This window comes from Kitasatospora sp. NPDC058048 (genome assembly GCF_042885555.1).
Taxonomy (GTDB): domain Bacteria; phylum Actinomycetota; class Actinomycetes; order Streptomycetales; family Streptomycetaceae; genus Kitasatospora; species Kitasatospora lactacystinica.
This window is the reverse complement of record NZ_JBHVRT010000003.1, coordinates 310,250-329,397: the sequence shown is the minus strand read 5'-3', so window position 1 is coordinate 329,397 and position 19,148 is coordinate 310,250. Positions and strand designations below refer to the sequence as shown.

The window sequence follows — 19,148 nt, the reverse complement described above, 5'->3', positions numbered from 1 at the left end:
CGGGCCGGGAGGGCGGACCGTCCCGGCCGAAACCGCGGCACACCGGTGGAAATGCGCTGGCCGGAAACCCGGTGGACGGGAAATGATGCGGTGCGGGCGCCCCTGTGGCGCCGCACCGCCACCCTCCGCGACCTGGGAGCACGATTGCCTCCGATCCCTCCGGCCGATCGCTCCGGCGCCCCGCACGGGCGCGCCGTCGACCCGCTGTTCCTCGCCCTGCCGCTGCGGCCGCTCGCGGACGCCGCCCTCGCCCGGGCCCGCGAACTGGGCGCGAGCCACGCCGACTTCCGCCTGGAGCGGATCCGCAGTGCCTCCTGGCGGCTGCGCGACGCGCGTCCGGCCGGCACCTCCGACGGCGTGCAGCTCGGTTTCGCCGTCCGGGTGGTGCTGGACGGCGCCTGGGGCTTCGCCGCCGGCGTCGACCTCACTCCCGACGCGGCGGCCCGGGTCGCCGAGCAGGCCGTCGCGGTGGCCCGGCTCTCCGGCGGGATCAGCCGGGCGGCCGGCTCCACCGAGCGGGTCGAGCTGGCCGACGAGCCGGTCCACCGGGACGTCACCTGGGTCTCCGCGTACGAGGTCAACCCCTTCGAGGTGCCGGACGCCGAGAAGACCGCCCTGCTCGCCGAGCGCAGCTCCCGGCTGCTGGCCGCCGAGGGCGTCTCGCACGTCCGGGCGGCCCTGCGGACCGTCCAGGAGAACAAGTTCTACGCGGACACCGCGGGCACGGTCACCACCCAGCAGCGGATCCGGGTGTACTCCGACCTGGAGGCCACCTCGGTCGACGAGCGCACCGGTGCCTTCGAATCGATGCAGACCCTGGCCCCGCCGGTCGGCCGCGGCTACGAGTTCATCGTGGGGGCCCGGGGGGCGTCCCCCGACGGGCGCGGCCTCACCGGCGCCGGCGCCGGAGCCGGCACCGGCTGGGACTGGGACGCCGAGCTCGCCGAACTGCCGGTCCTGCTGGCCGAGAAGATGCGGGCCCCGAGCGTCGAGGCGGGCCGCTACGACCTGGTCATCGACCCGACGAACCTCTGGCTGACCATCCACGAGTCGATCGGCCACGCCACCGAGCTGGACCGCGCGCTCGGCTACGAGGCCGCCTACGCCGGTACCTCCTTCGCCACCTTCGACCAGCTCGGCTCGCTCAAGTACGGCTCCGAGCTGATGCACGTCACCGGCGACCGCACCGCCGAGCACGGGCTTTCCACCATCGGCTACGACGACGAGGGCGTGGCCACCCAGTCCTGGGACCTCGTCAAGGACGGCATCCTGGTCGGCTACCAGCTCGACCGCCGCATCGCCGAGCTGAAGGGCTTCGAGCGCTCCAACGGCTGCGCCTTCGCCGATTCCCCGGCGCACGTCCCGGTGCAGCGGATGGCCAACGTCTCGCTGCAGCCGGCCGCCGACGGCCCGGACACCGAGGGCCTGTTCGCCGGGGTGGAGAACGGCCTGTACATCGTGGGCGACCGCTCGTGGTCGATCGACCAGCAGAGGTACAACTTCCAGTTCACCGGGCAGCGCGCCTACGCCATCAAGAACGGCGAACTCGCTGGCCAGGTCAAGGACTTCGCCTACCAGGCCACCACCACCGACTTCTGGGGCTCGATGGCGGCGGTCGGCGGCCCGCAGACCTACTTCCTCGGCGGCGCCTTCAACTGCGGCAAGGCGCAGCCCGGTCAGATCGCGGCGGTCAGCCACGGCTGCCCGTCGGCGCTGTTCCGCAACGTCAACGTGCTCAACACCCAGCAGGAGGCGGGTCACTGATGACCGCGAAGCAGCCCCACGAACTCGTCGAGCTGGCGCTCGGCTTCTCCCGCGCCGACGGCTGCGTGGTGATCGCCGACGAGGAGTCCACCGCCAATCTGCGCTGGGCGGGCAACGCGCTGACCACCAACGGCGTCACCCGCGGCCGCCGCCTCACCGTGATCGCCACCGTGGCCGGCGCCGAGGGCACCGCCTCCGGCGTGGTCTCCCGCGAGGCCGTCACCGAGCAGGAGGTGGAGGAACTGGTGCGGGCCGCCGAGGAGGCCGCCCGCGCGGCCGGACCGGCCGAGGACGCCCAGCCGCTGATCGCCGACCGGCCGTCCTCGCCGGACTTCACCGAGCCGCCCGCGCTGACCTCCGTCGAGGTGTTCGACGCCTTCGGCCCGGCCCTCGGCGAGGCCTTCGCCCGCGCCGCCGCCCAGGGCGAACTGCTCTACGGCTTCGCCCGGCACGAGATGACCTCCAGCTACCTGGGCAGCTCCACCGGCCTGCGGCTGCGCCACGACCAGCCCACCGGCATGGTCGAGATCAACGCCAAGACCGCCGACCTATCCAGCTCCGCCTGGGTGGGCGCGTCCACCCGGGACTTCGCCGACATCGACGTCGCCGCCCTGCACACCGAGCTGACCAGGCGGCTCGGCTGGGGCGCCCGCAAGGTGGACCTGCCGGCCGGGCGGTACGAGGCGCTGCTGCCGCCCTCGGCCGTGGCCGACCTGCTGATCGTCCTCAACTGGTCCTCCGGCGGCCGGGACGCCCAGGAGGGCCGGACGGTCTTCTCCAAGCCCGGCGGGGGCACCCGGATCGGCGACAAGCTCAGCGGCCTGCCGCTGACGCTGCGCTCCGACCCGCACGAGCCCCACCTGGAGGCCGCGCCGTTCGTGCTCACCCACTCCACCGGCGGGGACTACTCGGTCTTCGACAACGGCCAGCCGGTCGCCGCCACCGAGTGGATCCGCGACGGCGTACTGAACGACCTGATCACCAGCCGTCACGCGGCGGCCCTCACCGGCCTGCCGCTGCGCCCGGCGATCGACAACCTCGTCCTGGAGACGGCCGACCAGGAGTCGGCGCCGACCCTGGACGAGATGATCGCCCGCACCGAGCGCGGCCTGCTGCTCACCTGCCTCTGGTACATCCGCGAGGTGGACCCGGCGACGCTGCTGCTCACCGGGCTCACCCGGGACGGCGTCTACCTGGTGGAGAACGGCGAGGTCGTCGGCGAGGTCAACAACTTCCGGTTCAACGAGTCCCCGGTGGACCTGCTGAACCGGATCACCGAGGTGGGCCGCACCGAACGCTGCCTGCCCCGCGAGTGGAGCGACAACGTCACCCGCACCGCGATGCCACCCGTGCGTGTCACGGATTTCAACATGAGTTCGGTCAGCCGGGCCTCCTAGCCGCTGACCAACGGGGGATACGAGAGACATGATGGACGAGAAGCGCATGGTCAGATCGAGCAAGATGCTGTCGCGCATCCTGCGGCACGAACCCGGGCTGGTGGGGATCACGCTGGACGGGGCCGGCTGGGTCCGGGTCGACGAGCTGCTCGACGCGCTCGCCGCCCGGGGCAGGCCGCTCACGCGGGCCGAGCTGGACCACGTCGTGGCGAGCAACAACAAGCGCCGCTTCGGCTACTCGCCGGACGGTCTCTCGATCCGCGCCAACCAGGGCCACACGGTGGCGGTCGACCTCGGTCTGGCCGCCGCCGTACCACCGCCGGTGCTCTACCACGGCACCGCCGACCGGCACCTGGCGGCGATCTTCCGCGAGGGCCTGCGCCCGATGACCCGCCAGGACGTCCATCTCTCGGCGGACACCGGGACGGCGACCGGGGTCGGCGCCCGGCACGGCCGTCCGGTGGTGCTGACCGTGAACGCGGCGGCGATGACGGCGGCCGGCCACGAGTTCCGGCTCAGCGAGAACGGTGTGTGGCTCACCGACGCCGTGCCCCCGCAGTACCTCTCCCGGCGCTCGTAGCCCGCCGGGCCGCGCCCCGCGCCGGCGCCCGCCACCGTTGGGCCTGTCCGCTCCGCCGGACAGGCCCTTCGCGTACCCGACCGGGTGGGTCCGGCCCACCCGGTCTCGTCGCCACCCGTGCCCGGGCGTACCGTGAGGAGGCCGCGCGGCCAGGCGCGCGGGTGCGCGACGAGGGCGGTAGGACACATGGGCAAGAGCGCCGACGACGGGCGGGTCTTCCGGATCACGGGGGCGCGCAGCAGCCTCACCGAGGACGTCCGGGGACGCCAGCGCCGCTACGTCATCTCGATGCTGGTCCGCACGGCCTGCGTGCTGCTCGCGGTGGTGCTGTGGGACGTCCAGCGGGTGCTGGCGTTCGCCGCCCTGGCGGGCGCCGTCCTGCTGCCGTACTTCGCGGTGCTGATCGCCAACGCGGGCCGGGAGCGGGCCCCGGGCCTGCCGAGCACCTTCGACTTCCCGCTCGACACCCCGTTGATGCTCGGCCCCGGTGGGACGGGTGGGGCTGGTGCGAAGGCTGGTACAGGAGAGGCAAAGGCCGTTCCCACCGATCCTTCACAGGACGTGGACTGACCGTCCGTTTCACGCCACTTCGCCCTCGTTCAGCTCGTCGAAAGCTCAAAAGAAGCTCAGATTAATCATGCAAGACCTCCCCATCCGAGGGTGGTGGCGTGACATACTGCGTACGCGCTCCGCATCCCCCGTCGGAGCGACGGACCGACGCCGGGCGGCTCCCCCCGTGGCTGCCCGGCGTCGCCATGCCCGGATCCGGTCGGCCCGAGCGGGCGTGACAGACTGGCGGTGCAGACGTCACCCGCCAATCGTTGAGGACGGCCCGATGGACACCCCGCAGACGCCGATCTGCTCCGCCAAGGGCTGCCGGGCGGACGCAGGCTGGGTGCTGGTGTGGAACAACCCCAAGCTGCACACCCCGGACCGCCGCAAGACCTGGCTCGCCTGCGACGAGCACCGCGAGCACCTCTCCCAGTTCCTCGGGGTGCGCGGCTTCCTCAAGGAGGTCGTCGCCTTCGCCGACTGGACCCCCGAGGCCGTCGAGAGTTCCGGCGGGGCCGCCTAGCAACCCGTCCGAGGGTTCCGGCGAGTCGATCCGGGGGTTCCGGCGAGTCGATCCGGATGTACCGGTGAGTCGGTCCGGAAGCCGGTCGGCCGCCGAGGGGCCGCCTAGCCGCCGATCGCGGACATCGGCCGCTCGGGCTGGAGGAACTCCGGGTCGTCGATCCCGGCCCCGGCCTTCTTGCCCCACATCGCCGCCCGCCACAGCGCGGCGAGTTCGGCGTCGTCCGCGCCCGAGCGCAGCGCGGTGCGCAGGTCGGTCTCGCCGGTCGCGAACAGGCAGTTGCGCACCTGGCCGTCGGCGGTCAGCCGGGTGCGGTCGCAGGCCCGGCAGAACGGACGGGTGACCGAGGCGATCACGCCCACCCGGCCGGGGCCGCCGTCCACCAGCCAGCGCTCGGCGGGTGCCGCCCCCCGGCGCTCGGACGGCTCCGGGGTGAGCGCGAAGCGGGCCCGCAGCAGGTCGAGGATCTCCGTCGCGGTGACCATCGACGCGCGGTCCCAGCCGTGCTGGGCGTCCAGCGGCATCTGCTCGATGAAGCGCAGCTCGTAGCCCCGCTCCAGGCACCAGGCCAGCAGGTCGGCCGCCTCGTGGTCGTTGACCCCGCGCATCAGTACCGCGTTCAGCTTCACCGGCGCGAGCCCGGCGGCCTCGGCGGCGGCGAGCCCGTCCAGCACGTCCTGGTGGCGGTGGCGGCGGGTGAGGGTGTGGAAGACCTCGGGGTCGAGAGTGTCGAGTGAGACGTTGACCCGGTCGAGGCCGGCCTCGCGCAGCGCCGTCGCGGTGCGGGCCAGCCCGATGCCGTTGGTGGTCAGTGAGAGTTCCGGGCGCGGTTCCAGCTCCGAGCAGGCGGCGACGACGGCGACCAGCCCGGGGCGCAGCAGCGGCTCGCCGCCGGTGAAGCGGACCTCGCGCACGCCCAGGTCGCGCACGGCGACGGTGACGAGTCGCACGATCTCCTCGTCGGTGAGCAGGTCCGGCTTGGCGAGCCACTGCAGGCCTTCCTCCGGCATGCAGTAGGTGCAGCGCAGGTTGCACCGGTCCGTGAGGGAGACCCGCAGGTCGACGGCCTGTCGTCCGAAGGTGTCGAGCAGCACGTGCGTCCTTCCCCGAGATGCGGCCGGCCCGGCCACCGTCACGGCGGGCCGGGCCAGCATAGTCACGCGGGACGATCAGTGGGCGCCCAGCCCGGTCAGCGAGCGCACCTCCAGTTCAGCGTACTTCGCCGGGTCGGACTGTTCCCTGGACAGCAGCGTGCCGAGCCAGCCGGCCAGGAAGCCGACCGGGATGGAGACCAGGCCGGGGTTCTCCAGCGGGAACCAGTGGAAGTCGGAGTGCGGGAAGAGCGAGGTCTTCGCGCCGGAGACCACCGGGGAGAAGACCACCAGCGTCACCGAGGTGATCAGTCCGGCGTAGACCGAGCTGACCGCGCCGACGGTGGTGAAGCGCTTCCAGAACAGCGAGTAGAGCAGGGTGGGCAGGTTCGCCGAGGCGGCGACCGCGAAGGCCAGGGCGACCAGGGCGGCGGTGTTGAGCTTGTCCGCGAAGAGGCTGAGCACGATCGCGACGGCCCCGATCGCGACCGCGGCCCACTTCGCCGAGCGCACCTCCTCCTTCTCGCTCGCCTTCCCGCGCCGGATCACGTTGGCGTAGAGGTCGTGCGCGAAGGAGGCCGAGGAGGCGAGCGTGAGCCCGGCGACCACGGCCAGGATGGTGGCGAAGGCGACCGCAGAGATCACCGCGAGCAGGATCGCGCCGCCGGTGGTCCCGGCGCCTCCGCCGAGCGCCTCGGCCAGCTGGGGCGCCGCGGTGTTGCCCGCCGCGTTCGCCGCCTTGATCGCCTTGGAGCCGACCAGCGCGGCGGCGCCGAAGCCGAGCGCCAGGGTCATCAGGTAGAAGACGCCGATGATGCCGATCGCCCAGAGCACCGACTTCCGGGCCGCCTTGGCGGTGGGCACGGTGTAGAAGCGGACCAGGATGTGCGGCAGGCCGGCGGTGCCGAGGACCAGCGCGATGCCCAGGCTGATGAAGTCGAGCTTGGCGGTGCCGCTGCCGTACTTCTGCCCCGGTTGGAGGAAGGCCTCGCCCTTGCCGCTCGCGCTCGCCGCCGCCCCGAGCAGTTCGGAGGGGTTGAAGTGGTACTTGGCCAGTACCAGGACGGTCATCAGCGCGGCGCCGGCGATCAGCAGTACCGCCTTGACGATCTGCACCCAGGTGGTGCCCTTCATCCCTCCGATCACCACATAGATGATCATCAGCGCGCCGACCCCGACGATGGTCCAGCGCTTGGCGGCGTTCCCCTCCGCGCCCAGCAGCAGCGCGACCAGGGTGCCGGCGCCGACCATCTGGGCGAGCAGGTAGAAGATCGACACCACGATGGTGGAGACGCCCGCCGCGGTGCGCACCGGGCGCTGGCGCATCCGGAACGCGAGGACGTCCGCCATCGTGAAGCGACCGGAGTTGCGCAGCGGTTCGGCGATCAGCAGCAGCGCGACCAGCCAGGCGACCAGGAAGCCGATCGAGTAGAGGAAGCCGTCGTAGCCGGTGAGCGCGATGGTCCCGGCGATGCCGAGGAAGGACGCGGCGGACATGTAGTCGCCGGAGATGGCCAGGCCGTTCTGGAAGCCGGTGAAGCCGCGGCCGCCGGCGTAGAAGTCGGAGGCGCTCCTGGTCTGCCGCCCGGCCCATACGGTGATGCCGAGGGTGGCCAGGACGAAGACGCCGAACAGGGCCATCGTCAGACCGCGGTGCTCGGTGGCGGAGCTGGCGAGCAGAGTCATTCGGCGGGCTCCCGGGGTGCGTGGACGACGGCGCCGTGCGCCTCGCGGATCGCCGCGGCGGACGGGTCGATCCGCCGGTCCGCGTAGCGGGCGTACCAGGCGGCGATCGCGAAGGTGGTCACGAACTGCAGCAGCCCGAGCACCAGGGCCACGTTGACGTGCCCGAGGACCTTGGTGCGCATCAGTCCCGGCGCGTAGCAGGAGAGCAGGACGTAGAGCAGGTACCAGAGCACGAAACCGATGGTGACCGGGAAGGCGAAGCTCCGGAACGAGCGCCGCAGGGTTCGGAACTCCTCGCTGTCGTCGATGAGTTGGGCTTCCGTGGCGGCGGTGGTGAGCGGCGGCGAATCCACGCTGTCTCCTCACTCCTTCGGCGTATTTGTCACACGGGGGGAACGATCGAACGTGAGGGGCGTCACATGTCTGGCGCCGCGCAATGCTAGGAGCGTCCTGCCCGCCCCGGAAGGGGTTGACCGCGATCAGTCGAGCGTTCACCCCCTCGCACCATCCGATTGGCCGAAAAGCAGTCCATCTCAGCGACTTCGCCGCACCGGACCGACCCCCGCCCCCCGACCCCCCGGCCGCCGCCCGCGCCCTCCCCCGCGCCCTCCCCCGGGAAACGACACCGGTAACGACACCGGCCCGTGCCGCACCCCGAAGGGGCGGTACGGGCCGGGTGCCGGGAGGCCGAGGTCTCAGAACGCGATCCGCACCTTCAGGGCCGAGCGGTCGTCCATCGCGCGGTAGCCGTCCGGAACGCCGTCCAGGCCGACGGTGCGGTCGAAGACCAGGCCCGGCTCGATGGCGCCCGAGAGCACGTCCGGCAGCAGCTCGGGGATGTACGCGCGGGCCGGGGCGACGCCGCCGTTCAGCGAGACGTTTCGGCCGAACATCTGACCGATGTCGACGCCCGCGCTGCCGCCGTGCGGCACCCCGACGTAGCCCACCGCGCCGCCGTCCCGGGTGATCGAGATGGCCGTCCGCATCGACTCCTCGGTACCGACCGCCTCCAGCACCGCGTGCGCGCCCTGGCCGCCGGTCAGCTCCTTCACCGCCTCGACCGCGGCCTCGCCGCGCTCCGCCACCACGTCCGTCGCACCGAAGCGACGGGCCAGCTCGGTACGGGCCGCGTGCCGGCCCAGCGCGATGATCCGGCCCGCGCCCAGCCGGTGCGCCGCCAGCACCCCGCACAGGCCCACCGCGCCGTCGCCGACCACCGCGACCGTCGCACCCGGCCGCACCCGCGCGGAGACCGCCGCGTGGTGCCCGGTCGACATCACGTCGGACAGCGCCAGCAGCCCGGGCAGTAGCTTCGCATCACCCGCCGCCTCCTTCGGCAGCTTCACCAGAGTCCCGTCCGCGAACGGCACCCGCACCGCCTCGCCCTGGCCGCCGTCCGAACCGACCTGCCCCCAGAACCCGCCGTGCGGACAGGAGGTCTGCAGCCCTTCGAGACAGAAGTCACACGTCCCGTCCGACCAGACGAACGGCGCCACCACCAGGTCGCCCCTGGCGAAGCCGCGCACCTCGGCGCCGACCTCCTCGACCACGCCCAGGAACTCGTGCCCGATCCGCTGCCCGGCCACCCGCTGCGCCACGCCGCGGTAGGCCCACAGGTCGCTGCCGCAGATGCAGGCGTTCACCACCCGGAGCACCACGTCCGTCGGATGCTGGATCACCGGGTCCGGGACCTCTTCGATCCGGATGTCGTTGGGGCCGTGAATCACGGTGGCACGCATGCGCTGTTCCTTAGCTGAAAGATCTCGACCAGGTGTACGACACCCCCGTCGACCACTCTATTCCGGCCGGTCGGTCGCAACATTCCGGCCGGAGCCCCCCGCCCCGCCCCTTATCCTGTTGGACCATGCAACCGATCCAGCCCGAGACCTACGGAGTGCCGCGGACCGCGCCGGTCCCCGCGCAGCGCTCCGCCGTCCCCACCGGGGGGTTCGCGGTCGTCGACGTCGAGACCACCGGTCTCGGCCGCTCGGACCGCGTCATCTCGGCGGGCGTCTACCAGCTGGACGCGGACGGCGATGTCGTCGACCACTGGTACACCCTGGTCAACCCCCAGCGAGACCCGGGCCCGGTCTGGATCCACGGCCTCACCGCCGAGCTGCTCGCCACCGCCCCGACCTTCCCGCAGATCGCCGACGAGTTCGCCACGCGTCTGCAGGACCGCGTCCTGGTCGCGCACAACGCGCTCTTCGACTGGAACATGATCTCCCGCGAGTTCTCCCGGGCCGGCCTGCGCGCCCCGGTCGAGCAGCGGCTGTGCACCATGGTCCTCTCCCGCGACCTGCGCCTGCCGCTGCCCAACGGCAAGCTGTCCTCGCTCGCCGCCCACTTCGGCGTCCAGCAGCGCCAAGCCCACAACGCCCTGGACGACGCCCGGGTGCTCGCCGAGGCCTTCCGCCCCAGCCTGCGCCTCGCCCGCGACGGCGGCGTGCCGCTGCCGCTCCAGAACTGCGTCGCGGTCACCGACCTCGGCGAGGAGGAGCCGGCCGCCCCGGGCCGCAGCACCTGGACCGGCGCCACGTACCGCCAGGCCAAGAAGCGCCCGCCCTGCCCGTACCCCAACCCGGGGCGCTGGGAGGACGGCAAGCCCCTGGTGCAGGGCATGCGGGTGGCCGTCACCGGCGACACCGCCACCGACCGCGAGGTCCTGGAGGACCGCGCGGTCGAGGCCGGCCTGCACATCGCCACCTCGGTGAGCCGCCTCACCAGCCTGCTGGTCACCAACGAACCGGACAGCTGGAGCGGCAAGGCCCGCCGGGCCCGCGAGCTCGGCACCCCCGTCGTCGGCGAGGACGCCTTCCTCCAGCTGTTGCGCGAGGTCGCCCCGCACCCCGGTGCGTGAGCCGTTTGTGAGGTCGGCGTACCGTTCCCATGTGTACCGTTTTCTGCTGACCCGACAGTGGCTGATCACCATGCTGGTCGCGCTGCTGCTGATCCCCGCGACGATCAAGCTGGGCTTCTGGCAGCTGCACCGCCACGAGGCACGGGTGGCCCGGAACGAGCTGATCGGTCAGGCCCTCACCGCCGCGCCGGTCCCCTTCGACACCCTGTCGCCGGCCCCCGGCTTCGCGGTCCCCAAGGACCTCACCTGGCGCGCGGCGACGGCCACCGGACAGTACGACCCGGCACACGAGTTCGTGGTCCGCAAGCGGACCGACTCCAACGGCAGCATCGGCTACTTCGTGGTGACCCCGTTCCGGCTCGCCGACGGCAGGGGCACCGTCCTGGTCAACCGCGGCTGGGTCGCCTCCGGCGACGGCGCCACCGAGTACCCGCCTGTCCCGGCCGCCCCCACCGGCGAGGTCTCCCTCACCGGCCGCGTGCGCGCCGAGGAGACGTACGGCGCCAGCGGCATCAAGGACCGCACCGGCCTGCCCGACCGCCAGTTCAACCTGATCAACACCGACGAGCAGGCCAAGCGGACCGGCGCCCCGCTCCTCGGCGGCTACCTCGAACTCACCGGCACCACCTTCGCCCCGGCCGACCAGCCCCAGCTGATCCCCGAGCCCAACCACTCCGACATCGGCCCGCACATGGCCTACGCCATCCAGTGGTGGCTGTTCACCGCGATGATCCCGGTCGGCGTCTGGGTCCTCGCCCGCCGCGAGGCCAAGGACCGCGCCAAGCAGGCCGCCGAAGCCGAGGTCCCGCTCGACGCCGTCCCCGCCTAGAGCACGTCGCCTGGCTGGAGCACGTCGCCTAGAGCACGTCGTCCAGCTCCCGCAGCAGCCGCGCCTTCGCCCGCGCCCCCACCACCGACCGCACCGGCTGCCCGCCCCGGAACACCATCAGCGTCGGCATCGACAGCACCCCGTACGCCGCCTGCGTCCGCGGATTGTGGTCCACGTCCACGCTCACCACCCGCAGCCGGTGCCCCTCCTCCCGCGCGATGTCCGCCAGCACCGGCGCCATCATCCGGCACGGCGGGCACCAGTCCGCCGTGAAGTCCACCAGCACCGGCCCCTCGGCCCCCAGCACCTCAGCGGCGAACGTCTCGTCCGTCACCGCCGGCACACCCGTGATCTCCACCGTCTACTCCTTCACCAGTTCGCAAACAGGCGGCTCCTGAACGGCGGCCAGCTCGTCCCGCGCCCTCACGGCCCGATCGAACTGCCCCGCCACCTGGGCCCGCACGTCCTGGAGCCGGGCGATGCACTCGTCCAGCTCCCCCAACTTCCGCCGGTACACCTCCAGGGAGGCCGGACAGGAGTCCCCCTCCGGGTGCCCCGCCCGCAGGCACTCCACGAACGGCCTGGTCTCCTCCAGCCCGAACCCGAAGTCCTGCAACATCCGGATCTCCCGCAGCAACCGCAGATCCGCCTCGTCGTACGCCCGGTACCCGTTGCCCGCCCGCCGGGCCGGCAACAACCCCAACTGCTCGTAGTACCGCAACGCCCGCGTGGTCGTCCCCGCCCGCTCCGCCAACTCCCCGATCCGCACGCCGAACCACTCCTCCCGCACTTCCTGCAACGACCGTAAACCTTCCCCTCGGCGTCAACGCCAGCCCCGAGCCGCCCCCACTCCCCGACCGGGCAAGATGTCCCCCATGGATCTCGGACTGAAAGACAAGGCCTACATCGTCACCGGCGCCACCCGAGGCCTCGGCCTGGCCGGCGCCCGCGAACTCGCCGCCGACGGCGCCCGCGTGCTCATCAGCGGCCGCACCCGGCAAGCCGTCGACAACGCCGTCGCCGAACTCGAGACTCTCGGAACCGCCCGGGGCCTCGTCGCCGACAACGCCTCCCCCGACACCCCCGAGCGCCTCATCGCCGAGGCCCGGCACCACTTCGGTCGTCTCGACGGCATCCTGATCAGCGTCGGCGGCCCCCAGGCGGGCCCCGTCGAGACCACCCCCGAGGACGCGTGGCGCGACGCCTTCGAGTCCGTCTTCCTCGGTGCCCTCCGGCTCGCCCGCGCCACCGCCGCCGCGCTCACCGACGGCGGTGTGATCGCCTTCGTGCTCTCCAGCTCGGTCCGCCAGCCGATTCCCGGTCTGGGCATCTCCAACGGCCTGCGTCCGGGTCTCGCCATGGCCGCCAAGGCCCTCGCCGACGAGCTGGGCCCCCGCGGCATCCGCGTGCTCGGTCTGCTCCCGGCCCGGATCGACACCGACCGGGTCCGCGAGCTCGACGGCCTCGCCGCCGACCCCGACGCCGCCCGCGCCCAGGCCAGCGCCGCCATCCCGCTGGGCCGCTACGGCACCCCCGAGGAGTTCGGCAAGGTCGCCGCGTTCCTGCTCTCCCCCGCCGCCTCCTACCTGACCGGCGTCATGATCCCCGTCGACGGCGGCGCCCTCCGCACCCTCTGACTCCCGCCTCCACTCTCGATTGCTCGACCCCGACCCGTTCCTGGACTACTCCACCCGCGACTGGCTCCGCCCCCGCCGCCCCCGTCGGCCCCACCCGTGCCGCGGCTCGGCGGGGGCCGCCTGCAGGACCCTGATCCGCAGATCGGCCGGCAGCGCCGCCAGCCGCAGGCTCCCGCAGGCATCCGCCCGAGGCCCGTCCTCGAAGTGCTCCACCAGCGCGGCCGGATCCCCGCCCGGCCGCAACCGCACCGCACCGCGCAGCCGCGGATGCCTCGGCGCCCGCACCAACCGCACCGCGGCCCGCTCGACCTGCGGCAGCACCACCGTCCGGTTCTCCAACGCCTCCTCCAGCGCCCGCGCACCGACCCGCAGTCGAAGCCCGCCCGCCCCCGGCGTCGGCACCTCGATGCTCGACAGCTCCGTGCGCCTCAGCTGCGCCACCAGCCACCACACCATCCCCGCCACCAGTACGGTCAGTCCGCCGATCACCGTCGGCCACCACCACGCCGACGCCACCCACTGCCCCCGCGAGCGCGCGCCGACCACCGGCTGGTCGGGCGAGGTGAGCGGCCACCAGTACGGTGGATGCACGCCCAGCCTCCGGTACAGGTCGAGCCCGCCCGCCAGCACCAGCACCCCGACCCCCAGCAGCACCGCCCCCACCACCCCCAGCAGCACCCGGTTGACGACCGTCCGCCTCACCCCGCCACCCCCGCACCGCCGGCCGTCCCGGCCCCCGTACCGGCACCGAGGTCACCGGCACCCGGGTCCGACTCCCCGCCCGGTTCCTCCCCCACCACACGCGCGGTTCCCCGCGCCGCCCGCACGTCCAGCCGCATCGGCCGTCCCAGCCCCACCCGTCCCAGCTCGTCCCGCAACTGCCGCTGCACCAACGCCGGCTCCGCCGTCCCCGCCAACGAGATCCGGATCCGCCGCCGCCCGACCCGGATCCGCAGGTGGTCGATCCCGTCCAGTCCGGCCGCCCGGTCCGTCAGCAGGTGCCCGACCCCGGCCCGGTCGATGGCCGCGCTCGTCCCCCCGTACGGCCGCAGTACGAGCCAGCGCCGCAATCCGGGCGCGACGGCCAGCCACAGCAGCCACCCGCCGAGCAGGGTCGCCGCTCCGGCCCCCACCAGGACCGCCAGGTCGTCGAGGTGCCGCGTCGCCAGCTCGTCCGCGATCTGCGCCCGCCACCGCCGGGCCGGCTGCCCGAGCCGCACCGCGATCACGTCGTACAGCAGCGCCCCCGCCACCACCAGCACCGCCGTCGCCACCAACGCGGCCGCAGCCGTACGGGGCGCCCGCAGCCGTCCCACCTTGTCCGCCCGAAGCTCCGATGCCGCCCCCCGCGCCTCCTCCGACCCCTGCGCCCCCTCCGCCTCAGGGGCCTGCGCGCTCACGAAGCACCCCCCGTCACCAACTTCTCGACCACGACGACCACTTCCGAGACCCTGACCCCGGTCAGCCCCGCCACCCGCTCGGCGATCCGCGCCCGCACCGCCCCGGCCAGCGCCGCGACGTCCGAGGGGAACGGCAGCTCAAGAGCCACCCGGACCCGCACCGTGCTCCCCGGTACGGTCACCGAGACGTGCGGCGGCGCCCCCTTCGCCCGCCCGGCGGGCCAGGCCTCGGCCAGCACCTCCCGGGCCGCCCGAGCCGCGATCCCGGCGTACACCCGGTCGGCGATCCGAAGCCGTCCCCGACGCCCCGGTACGGACCCGGCCCCCGAAGCCGACCCCGACCCCGACCCCGAAACAGAACCCGAACCCGAACCGTGACCGGGCCCCGAGCCCGACCCGGAACGGGAGACCACGACCGGAACCGACACGGGGCCCGTCATCAGCGGCGCCGGTCCCGGCCGCGGAGCAGGTCCCCGAGGTCGCCCAGCTCGATGTCGCCCTCCAGCAGGCGTCCGATCACGAAGCCGACCAGCCCGAGCACGGCCACCAGCAGGAAGGCCGCGAACCCGCCGAAGTACCCGGCGAAGCCGAGGGCCATGCCCACCACCAGGCCGACGATGGCCAGGTTCATCCGCTACTCCCTCGTTTCCCGCTACTCCGTCGGGCCCGACGCCCCCGGCCTGCCGCCGAACGCGCTACTTGAGCTTCGGCCGCTGCCCGGACGGCGCCACCGGTTCCTCTTCCTCCTCGAACTCCGGTTCGTCCGGGAGGTGGACGTCGTTGACCGCGATGTTGACCTCGACGACCTCCAGGCCGGTCATCCGTTCGACCGCGTTGACGATGTTCTCCCGCACCTGGCGGGCGAGTTCGGGAATGACCACGCCGTACTCGACCACCAGGGCGATGTCGATCGCGGTCTGCTTCTCGCCGACCTCGGCCTTGATGCCCCGCCCGACGCTGGGCTTGCCGCCGGGCACCCGGTCCCGCATCGCGCCGAAGGTACGGGCGAGGCCGGACCCGAGCGCGTGGATTCCGGCGACCTCGCGGGCCGCCATGCCGGCGATCTTCTCCACCACGCCGACGGCCAGCGCGGTACGGCCGCGCTCCCCCACCGGCTTGGCACCGCCGCCGGCACCCGGCGGACCGGGGGTCGGGGCGCTGCCACCACCGGTGTGCTTGTGCATGGTCGCGGGCGTCGGAGTGTCAGGCATGGGCGCTTCTCCCGTCGTACGGCACCAGCTATATCGCAAACCTCCCCAACTCTGGCATTTCGCCACGTTCCCCGCCCCCCGAGCGTCGGCAGCCCACCCCGGCGCCCGCCCCTGCGCGAGAGATTCCGTCCCCCCACACGGGAGGCTCACCGGGAGACACACCCGGGAGACCCGCGCGAAAAACCCCACACAGGAGAAAAGGGACCGGCCCCGGGGAAGTCCCCCGGGGCCGGTCCCTGCGTCGTCGCCGTGCGGTCAGTCGCCGATCCCGGCGAGTTCCCGCAGCCGGCGGGCCTGCGCCGCCCGTTCGGCCGAACGCTGCTCGTCGAAGGAGCGCCCGGCGGCCCCCTGCAGCAGGGCCTTGGTCTCGATCACGGCCCCGCGCGGAGCGGCCAGCAGGGCCGCCGCGAGGTCGCGGGCGGCCGCCTCCAGGTCCTCGCCCGACACGGCGAGGTTGGCCAGCCCGATCGCGGCGGCCTCCTCGGCGCCCACCCAGCGGCCGGTCGCGCAGATCTCCAGTGCCCGCGCGTAGCCGACGAGCTCGGTGAGCGGCTTGGTGCCGGCCAGGTCCGGAACGAGGCCCAGCGAGGTCTCCTTCATCGCGAACTGGACGTCCTCGGCGACCACCCGCAGGTCGCAGCCGAGGGCCAGCTGGAAGCCCGCGCCGACGGCGTGGCCCTGGACCGCCGCGATGGAGATCAGGTCCGGACGGCGCCACCAGGTGAAGGCCTCCTGGTACGAGGCGATGGCGTCGTCCAGCTCCCGGTCGGTGGAGGCGGCGAGCTGGAGGAAGGTGGGCTCGCCCGGGATGCCCTCGGGGGTGAACATGGCCCGGTCCAGCCCGGCGGAGAAGGAGACCCCTTCCGCGCGCAGCAGCACCACCCGGACGCTGCCGGGCAGCTCGCGGCCGGCGTCGGTGAGGGCGCGCCAGAGCGCGGGCGACTGGGCGTTGCGCCGCTTGGGTCGGCACAGGGTGACGACGGCGAGTTCGCCCTCGATCTCCAGGCGGACGCCGTCCCGCTCCCAGCTCGGGGCCTGCGGGTCGATGGCGGGAGCGGTCATGCGGGGACCTCCGGTGGCGAGGGACTTGGCTACCGGAGAGTAACAAAACTCGACGCGCCTGGGCAGGGCTCCGACCCGGAGAGATCGACGGGGCCTGCGGCACTCCACGACGCCCCGCGAGGCGCGAATGCGAGGCGCGGCGAGGCGCGCCTCGGCGAAGAGCGAAAGGGAAATGAACGGTATTGAAGAATGGGGGAAGGACCTCACCCCGAACATGACGATCGGCGGCCGGCTCGCACGGCTCGAGGGCGGACGCCCAGCTGACGGTCAGCTGTCGTCTCCTCGGCCGGCACCCTGCCGCCGCGTCATCCAGCCACTGGCTGACGAACCGTCAGGAACCGGCCCCGGCAGTCGCCTTGTTCTTGCCCCGCGTGGCACCGCCGCGGCCCCGGAGAATCACTCCGGACTCGCTCAGCATCCGGTGCACAAAGCCGTACGAACGACCGGTCTCCTCCGCGAGAGCGCGAATGCTCGCCCCGGAGTCGTACTTCTTCTTGAGATCGGCCGCGAGCTTCTCACGCGCGGCACCGGTCACCCGGCTGCCCTTTTTCAGAGTCTCGGCCACCCGTGCCTCCTCGTAGCGTTGCTCGGTCAGATTCCCATGATCACCCATCCACCGCGTCCTGGCCACCCATTCGACAAGGTCGATGTCGGAAATGCGTGGTCCTTCGGTGGTGATCCGAGCGCATCAGGGCGCTCACGCAGAGTGCACGCCCCCTGGCGGATCCGGCCGTTCGCCGAGAAAGAGCTGATCAGCAACGTCGGCCCGACCACGATCGAGTGGCGGGCCGACGGAAAGTCCTTAAACGGAATCCGGGTCTACTTCATTCCCGGACACGCCGAAAGGACTAGATATTCTCATCCGAAAAGCGGATCTCGCGTCTACTTCTGATCAGGCCAAGGAGACCAGATCGGCGTAGGACGGGTTCCAGAGGTCCTCCACGCCGTCCGGCAGCAGGATGATCCGCTCCGGGTCGAGCGCCTCGACCGCGCCCTCGTCGTGGGTGACCAGCACAACCGCGCCGGAGAACTCGCGCAGCGCGCCCAGGATCTCCTCGCGGCTGGCCGGGTCGAGGTTGTTGGTGGGCTCGTCGAGCAGCAGCACGTTGGCGGAGGAGACCACCAGGGTGGCCAGCGCCAGACGGGTCTTCTCGCCGCCGGAGAGCACCCCGGCCGGCTTGTCGACGTCGTCGCCGGAGAACAGGAAGGAACCGAGGATCTTGCGGATCTGCACCAGGTCGGTGTCGGGCGCGGCCGAGCGCATGTTCTCCAGCACGCTGCGGTCCGGGTCGAGCGTCTCGTGCTCCTGGGCGTAGTAGCCGATCTTCAGGCCGTGGCCCGGGATCACCTCGCCGGTGTCCGGCTGCTCCACCCCGGCCAGCATCCGCAGCAGGGTGGTCTTGCCGGCGCCGTTGAAGCCCAGCACGACGACCCGGGAACCGCGGTCGATCGCCAGGTCGACGTCGGTGAAGATCTCCAGCGAGCCGTAGGACTTGGACAGGCCGCTGGCGGTCAGCGGGGTCTTGCCGCAGGGGGCCGGGTCCGGGAAGCGCAGCTTGGCGACCTTGTCGTTCACCCGGGCCTGCTCCAGACCGGAGAGCAGCTTGTCGGCGCGGCGGGCCATGTTCTGCGCGGCCACCGTCTTGGTCGCCTTGGCCCGCATCTTGTCGGCCTGGGCGTTGAGGGTCGCGGCCTTCTTCTCGGCGTTGGCCCGCTCGCGCTTGCGGCGCTTCTCGTCGTCCTCGCGCTGCTGCTGGTACTGCTTCCAGCCCATGTTGTAGACGTCGATGCAGGAGCGGTTGGCGTCCAGGTAGAAGACCTTGTTGACGACCGTCTCGACCAGGTCGACGTCGTGCGAGATGACGATGAAGCCGCCCTTGTAGGTCTTCAGGAAGTCCCGCAGCCAGACGATCGAGTCCGCGTCCAGGTGGTTGGTGGGCTCGTCGAGGAGCAGCACGTCGGAGTCCGAGAAGAGGATCCGGGCCAGCTCGACCCGGCGGCGCTGACCGCCGGAGAGGGTGTGCAGGGGCTGACCGAGGATGCGGTCCGGCAGGCCCAGCGCGGCGGCGATGGTGGCGGCCTCGGCCTCGGCGGCGTACCCGCCCTTGGTAAGGAACTCGGTCTCCAGCCGGGCGTACTTCTTCATCGCGTTGTCCCGGGTGGCGCCCTTGCCGTTGGCCATCCGCTCCTCGTTCTCGCGCATCTTCTTCAGCACGGTGTCGAGGCCGCGGGCCGAGAGGATGCGGTCCTTGGCGAGGACCTCCAGGTCACCGGTGCGCGGGTCCTGCGGGAGGTAGCCGACCTCGCCCGAACGGGTGACGGTACCGGCGGCGGGCAGGCCCTCGCCCGCCAGCACCTTGGTGAGCGTGGTCTTGCCGGCGCCGTTGCGGCCGACCAGACCGATCCGGTCGCCGGCGGCGACCTTGAAGTTCGCGGACTCGATCAGGATCCGGGCACCGGCACGCAGTTCGAGGGCGTTGGCGGAAATCATGGCTGGGAGCTGCTCCTGGGACGTGGGCGGGCGGCCGGGCAGGACTGACCCGGGGCCGGGTTGGC

22 protein-coding genes are annotated in these 19,148 nt (G+C 72.5%); 8 read left to right on the top strand and 14 right to left on the bottom strand.

All coding sequences use genetic code 11. The annotated features are described in order from the left end of the window. Positions 1 to 153 precede the first annotated feature (153 nt). From ACFVVA_RS05230 to ACFVVA_RS05210, 5 genes are all read left to right on the top strand, one after another. Complete coding sequence (locus ACFVVA_RS05230) at positions 154 to 1,764, top strand: TldD/PmbA family protein (RefSeq protein ID WP_387685910.1); 1,611 nt, start codon at positions 154 to 156, stop codon at positions 1,762 to 1,764. Continuing rightward, positions 1,764 to 3,161, top strand: coding sequence for a metallopeptidase TldD-related protein (locus ACFVVA_RS05225; protein ID WP_387685864.1), 1,398 nt, complete (start codon positions 1,764 to 1,766; stop codon positions 3,159 to 3,161). Before ACFVVA_RS05230 ends, ACFVVA_RS05225 begins: the two co-directional genes overlap by 1 nt. Before the next feature lie 31 nt (positions 3,162 to 3,192). Beyond that, entirely contained in the window at positions 3,193 to 3,741 is a 549-nt protein-coding gene (locus tag ACFVVA_RS05220; protein ID WP_387685909.1) for an RNA 2'-phosphotransferase, read from the top strand. A 186-nt stretch (positions 3,742 to 3,927) separates the two neighbouring features. Continuing rightward, a complete protein-coding gene (locus tag ACFVVA_RS05215) occupies positions 3,928 to 4,311 on the top strand; it encodes a DUF3099 domain-containing protein (RefSeq protein ID WP_387685862.1) in 384 nt (127 codons plus the stop codon). 265 nt (positions 4,312 to 4,576) lie between these two features. After that, positions 4,577 to 4,816 carry a hypothetical protein gene (locus ACFVVA_RS05210; RefSeq protein WP_359911494.1) on the top strand — a complete coding sequence of 80 codons (240 nt, stop codon included), beginning with the start codon at positions 4,577 to 4,579 and terminating at the stop codon, positions 4,814 to 4,816. 104 nt (positions 4,817 to 4,920) lie between these two features. Here the strand turns inward: ACFVVA_RS05210 and moaA are convergent, their stop codons facing one another. From moaA to ACFVVA_RS05190, 4 genes are all read right to left on the bottom strand, one after another. Further along, positions 4,921 to 5,910: a GTP 3',8-cyclase MoaA gene (moaA, locus tag ACFVVA_RS05205; protein ID WP_359911515.1), complete on the bottom strand. Its 990-nt coding sequence runs from the start codon at positions 5,908 to 5,910 to the stop codon at positions 4,921 to 4,923. A gap of 75 nt (positions 5,911 to 5,985) precedes the next feature. Then, entirely contained in the window at positions 5,986 to 7,593 is a 1,608-nt protein-coding gene (locus ACFVVA_RS05200; protein ID WP_387685859.1) for a cation acetate symporter, read from the bottom strand. After that, positions 7,590 to 7,946, bottom strand: coding sequence for a DUF485 domain-containing protein (locus ACFVVA_RS05195; protein WP_359911500.1), 357 nt, complete (start codon positions 7,944 to 7,946; stop codon positions 7,590 to 7,592). Before ACFVVA_RS05195 ends, ACFVVA_RS05200 begins: the two co-directional genes overlap by 4 nt. Before the next feature lie 342 nt (positions 7,947 to 8,288). Continuing rightward, positions 8,289 to 9,332 (bottom strand): zinc-dependent alcohol dehydrogenase family protein, encoded by a 1,044-nt coding sequence (locus ACFVVA_RS05190; RefSeq protein WP_387685856.1) that lies wholly within the window; start codon positions 9,330 to 9,332, stop codon positions 8,289 to 8,291. Positions 9,333 to 9,457: 125 nt separating this feature from the next. Here ACFVVA_RS05190 and ACFVVA_RS05185 point away from each other — a divergent pair, with 125 nt between their 5' ends. Both ACFVVA_RS05185 and ACFVVA_RS05180 read left to right on the top strand, forming a co-directional pair. Further along, positions 9,458 to 10,453 carry a DEDDh family exonuclease gene (locus tag ACFVVA_RS05185; RefSeq protein ID WP_387685854.1) on the top strand — a complete coding sequence of 332 codons (996 nt, stop codon included), beginning with the start codon at positions 9,458 to 9,460 and terminating at the stop codon, positions 10,451 to 10,453. A gap of 31 nt (positions 10,454 to 10,484) precedes the next feature. After that, a complete protein-coding gene (locus ACFVVA_RS05180) occupies positions 10,485 to 11,282 on the top strand; it encodes an SURF1 family protein (RefSeq protein WP_387685852.1) in 798 nt (265 codons plus the stop codon). 28 nt (positions 11,283 to 11,310) lie between these two features. Here the strand turns inward: ACFVVA_RS05180 and trxA are convergent, their stop codons facing one another. Both trxA and ACFVVA_RS05170 read right to left on the bottom strand, forming a co-directional pair. After that, positions 11,311 to 11,640 (bottom strand): thioredoxin, encoded by a 330-nt coding sequence (gene trxA, locus ACFVVA_RS05175; RefSeq protein ID WP_359903302.1) that lies wholly within the window; start codon positions 11,638 to 11,640, stop codon positions 11,311 to 11,313. 3 nt (positions 11,641 to 11,643) lie between these two features. Then, a complete protein-coding gene (locus ACFVVA_RS05170) occupies positions 11,644 to 12,051 on the bottom strand; it encodes a MerR family transcriptional regulator (RefSeq protein WP_387685906.1) in 408 nt (135 codons plus the stop codon). Between the two features lie 106 nt (positions 12,052 to 12,157). On the opposite strand from ACFVVA_RS05170, the gene ACFVVA_RS05165 reads away from it, so the two are divergent. Further along, a complete protein-coding gene (locus tag ACFVVA_RS05165) occupies positions 12,158 to 12,919 on the top strand; it encodes an SDR family oxidoreductase (RefSeq protein ID WP_387685850.1) in 762 nt (253 codons plus the stop codon). A gap of 45 nt (positions 12,920 to 12,964) precedes the next feature. On the opposite strand, the gene ACFVVA_RS05160 is transcribed toward ACFVVA_RS05165, so the two are convergent. The 8 genes from ACFVVA_RS05160 to ACFVVA_RS05125 all read right to left on the bottom strand — a co-directional run bounded on the left by ACFVVA_RS05160 (position 12,965) and on the right by ACFVVA_RS05125 (position 19,083). Continuing rightward, positions 12,965 to 13,621, bottom strand: coding sequence for an alkaline shock response membrane anchor protein AmaP (locus ACFVVA_RS05160; protein WP_387685848.1), 657 nt, complete (start codon positions 13,619 to 13,621; stop codon positions 12,965 to 12,967). Continuing rightward, entirely contained in the window at positions 13,618 to 14,235 is a 618-nt protein-coding gene (locus ACFVVA_RS05155; protein WP_387685846.1) for a DUF6286 domain-containing protein, read from the bottom strand. The genes ACFVVA_RS05160 and ACFVVA_RS05155 overlap by 4 nt, the downstream gene beginning before the upstream one ends. Positions 14,236 to 14,315: 80 nt before the next feature. Beyond that, positions 14,316 to 14,594: a hypothetical protein gene (locus ACFVVA_RS05150; protein ID WP_387685844.1), complete on the bottom strand. Its 279-nt coding sequence runs from the start codon at positions 14,592 to 14,594 to the stop codon at positions 14,316 to 14,318. Positions 14,595 to 14,758: 164 nt separating this feature from the next. Then, on the bottom strand, positions 14,759 to 14,950 hold the full coding sequence (locus ACFVVA_RS05145; protein WP_359903317.1) for a hypothetical protein: 192 nt from the start codon (positions 14,948 to 14,950) through the stop codon (positions 14,759 to 14,761). A gap of 64 nt (positions 14,951 to 15,014) precedes the next feature. Then, positions 15,015 to 15,503 (bottom strand): Asp23/Gls24 family envelope stress response protein, encoded by a 489-nt coding sequence (locus tag ACFVVA_RS05140; RefSeq protein ID WP_380545380.1) that lies wholly within the window; start codon positions 15,501 to 15,503, stop codon positions 15,015 to 15,017. Between the two features lie 282 nt (positions 15,504 to 15,785). Next, the gene (locus tag ACFVVA_RS05135; RefSeq protein ID WP_387685842.1) at positions 15,786 to 16,592 is read right to left on the bottom strand and encodes an enoyl-CoA hydratase/isomerase family protein; all 807 of its coding nucleotides are present in this window, start codon (positions 16,590 to 16,592) and stop codon (positions 15,786 to 15,788) included. A gap of 331 nt (positions 16,593 to 16,923) precedes the next feature. Further along, entirely contained in the window at positions 16,924 to 17,157 is a 234-nt protein-coding gene (locus ACFVVA_RS05130) for a helix-turn-helix domain-containing protein (protein WP_030059940.1), read from the bottom strand. Positions 17,158 to 17,484: 327 nt separating this feature from the next. Continuing rightward, positions 17,485 to 19,083 (bottom strand): ABC-F family ATP-binding cassette domain-containing protein, encoded by a 1,599-nt coding sequence (locus ACFVVA_RS05125; RefSeq protein ID WP_387685840.1) that lies wholly within the window; start codon positions 19,081 to 19,083, stop codon positions 17,485 to 17,487. Between the last annotated feature and the right edge of the window lie 65 nt (positions 19,084 to 19,148).

Bases quoted from the DNA above. Each gene is read 5' to 3' on its own strand.
- ACFVVA_RS05225 (WP_387685864.1), top strand. From the start codon at position 1,764: ATGACCGCGAAGCAGCCCCACGAACTCGTCGAGCTGGCGCTCGGCTTC.
- ACFVVA_RS05220 (WP_387685909.1), top strand. From the start codon at position 3,193: ATGGACGAGAAGCGCATGGTCAGATCGAGCAAGATGCTGTCGCGCATC.
- ACFVVA_RS05215 (WP_387685862.1), top strand. From the start codon at position 3,928: ATGGGCAAGAGCGCCGACGACGGGCGGGTCTTCCGGATCACGGGGGCG.
- ACFVVA_RS05210 (WP_359911494.1), top strand. From the start codon at position 4,577: ATGGACACCCCGCAGACGCCGATCTGCTCCGCCAAGGGCTGCCGGGCG.
- ACFVVA_RS05200 (WP_387685859.1), bottom strand. From the start codon at position 7,593: ATGACTCTGCTCGCCAGCTCCGCCACCGAGCACCGCGGTCTGACGATG.
- ACFVVA_RS05190 (WP_387685856.1), bottom strand. From the start codon at position 9,332: ATGCGTGCCACCGTGATTCACGGCCCCAACGACATCCGGATCGAAGAG.
- ACFVVA_RS05185 (WP_387685854.1), top strand. From the start codon at position 9,458: ATGCAACCGATCCAGCCCGAGACCTACGGAGTGCCGCGGACCGCGCCG.
- ACFVVA_RS05165 (WP_387685850.1), top strand. From the start codon at position 12,158: ATGGATCTCGGACTGAAAGACAAGGCCTACATCGTCACCGGCGCCACC.
- ACFVVA_RS05145 (WP_359903317.1), bottom strand. From the start codon at position 14,950: ATGAACCTGGCCATCGTCGGCCTGGTGGTGGGCATGGCCCTCGGCTTC.
- ACFVVA_RS05140 (WP_380545380.1), bottom strand. From the start codon at position 15,503: ATGCACAAGCACACCGGTGGTGGCAGCGCCCCGACCCCCGGTCCGCCG.
- ACFVVA_RS05135 (WP_387685842.1), bottom strand. From the start codon at position 16,592: ATGACCGCTCCCGCCATCGACCCGCAGGCCCCGAGCTGGGAGCGGGAC.
- ACFVVA_RS05125 (WP_387685840.1), bottom strand. From the start codon at position 19,083: ATGATTTCCGCCAACGCCCTCGAACTGCGTGCCGGTGCCCGGATCCTG.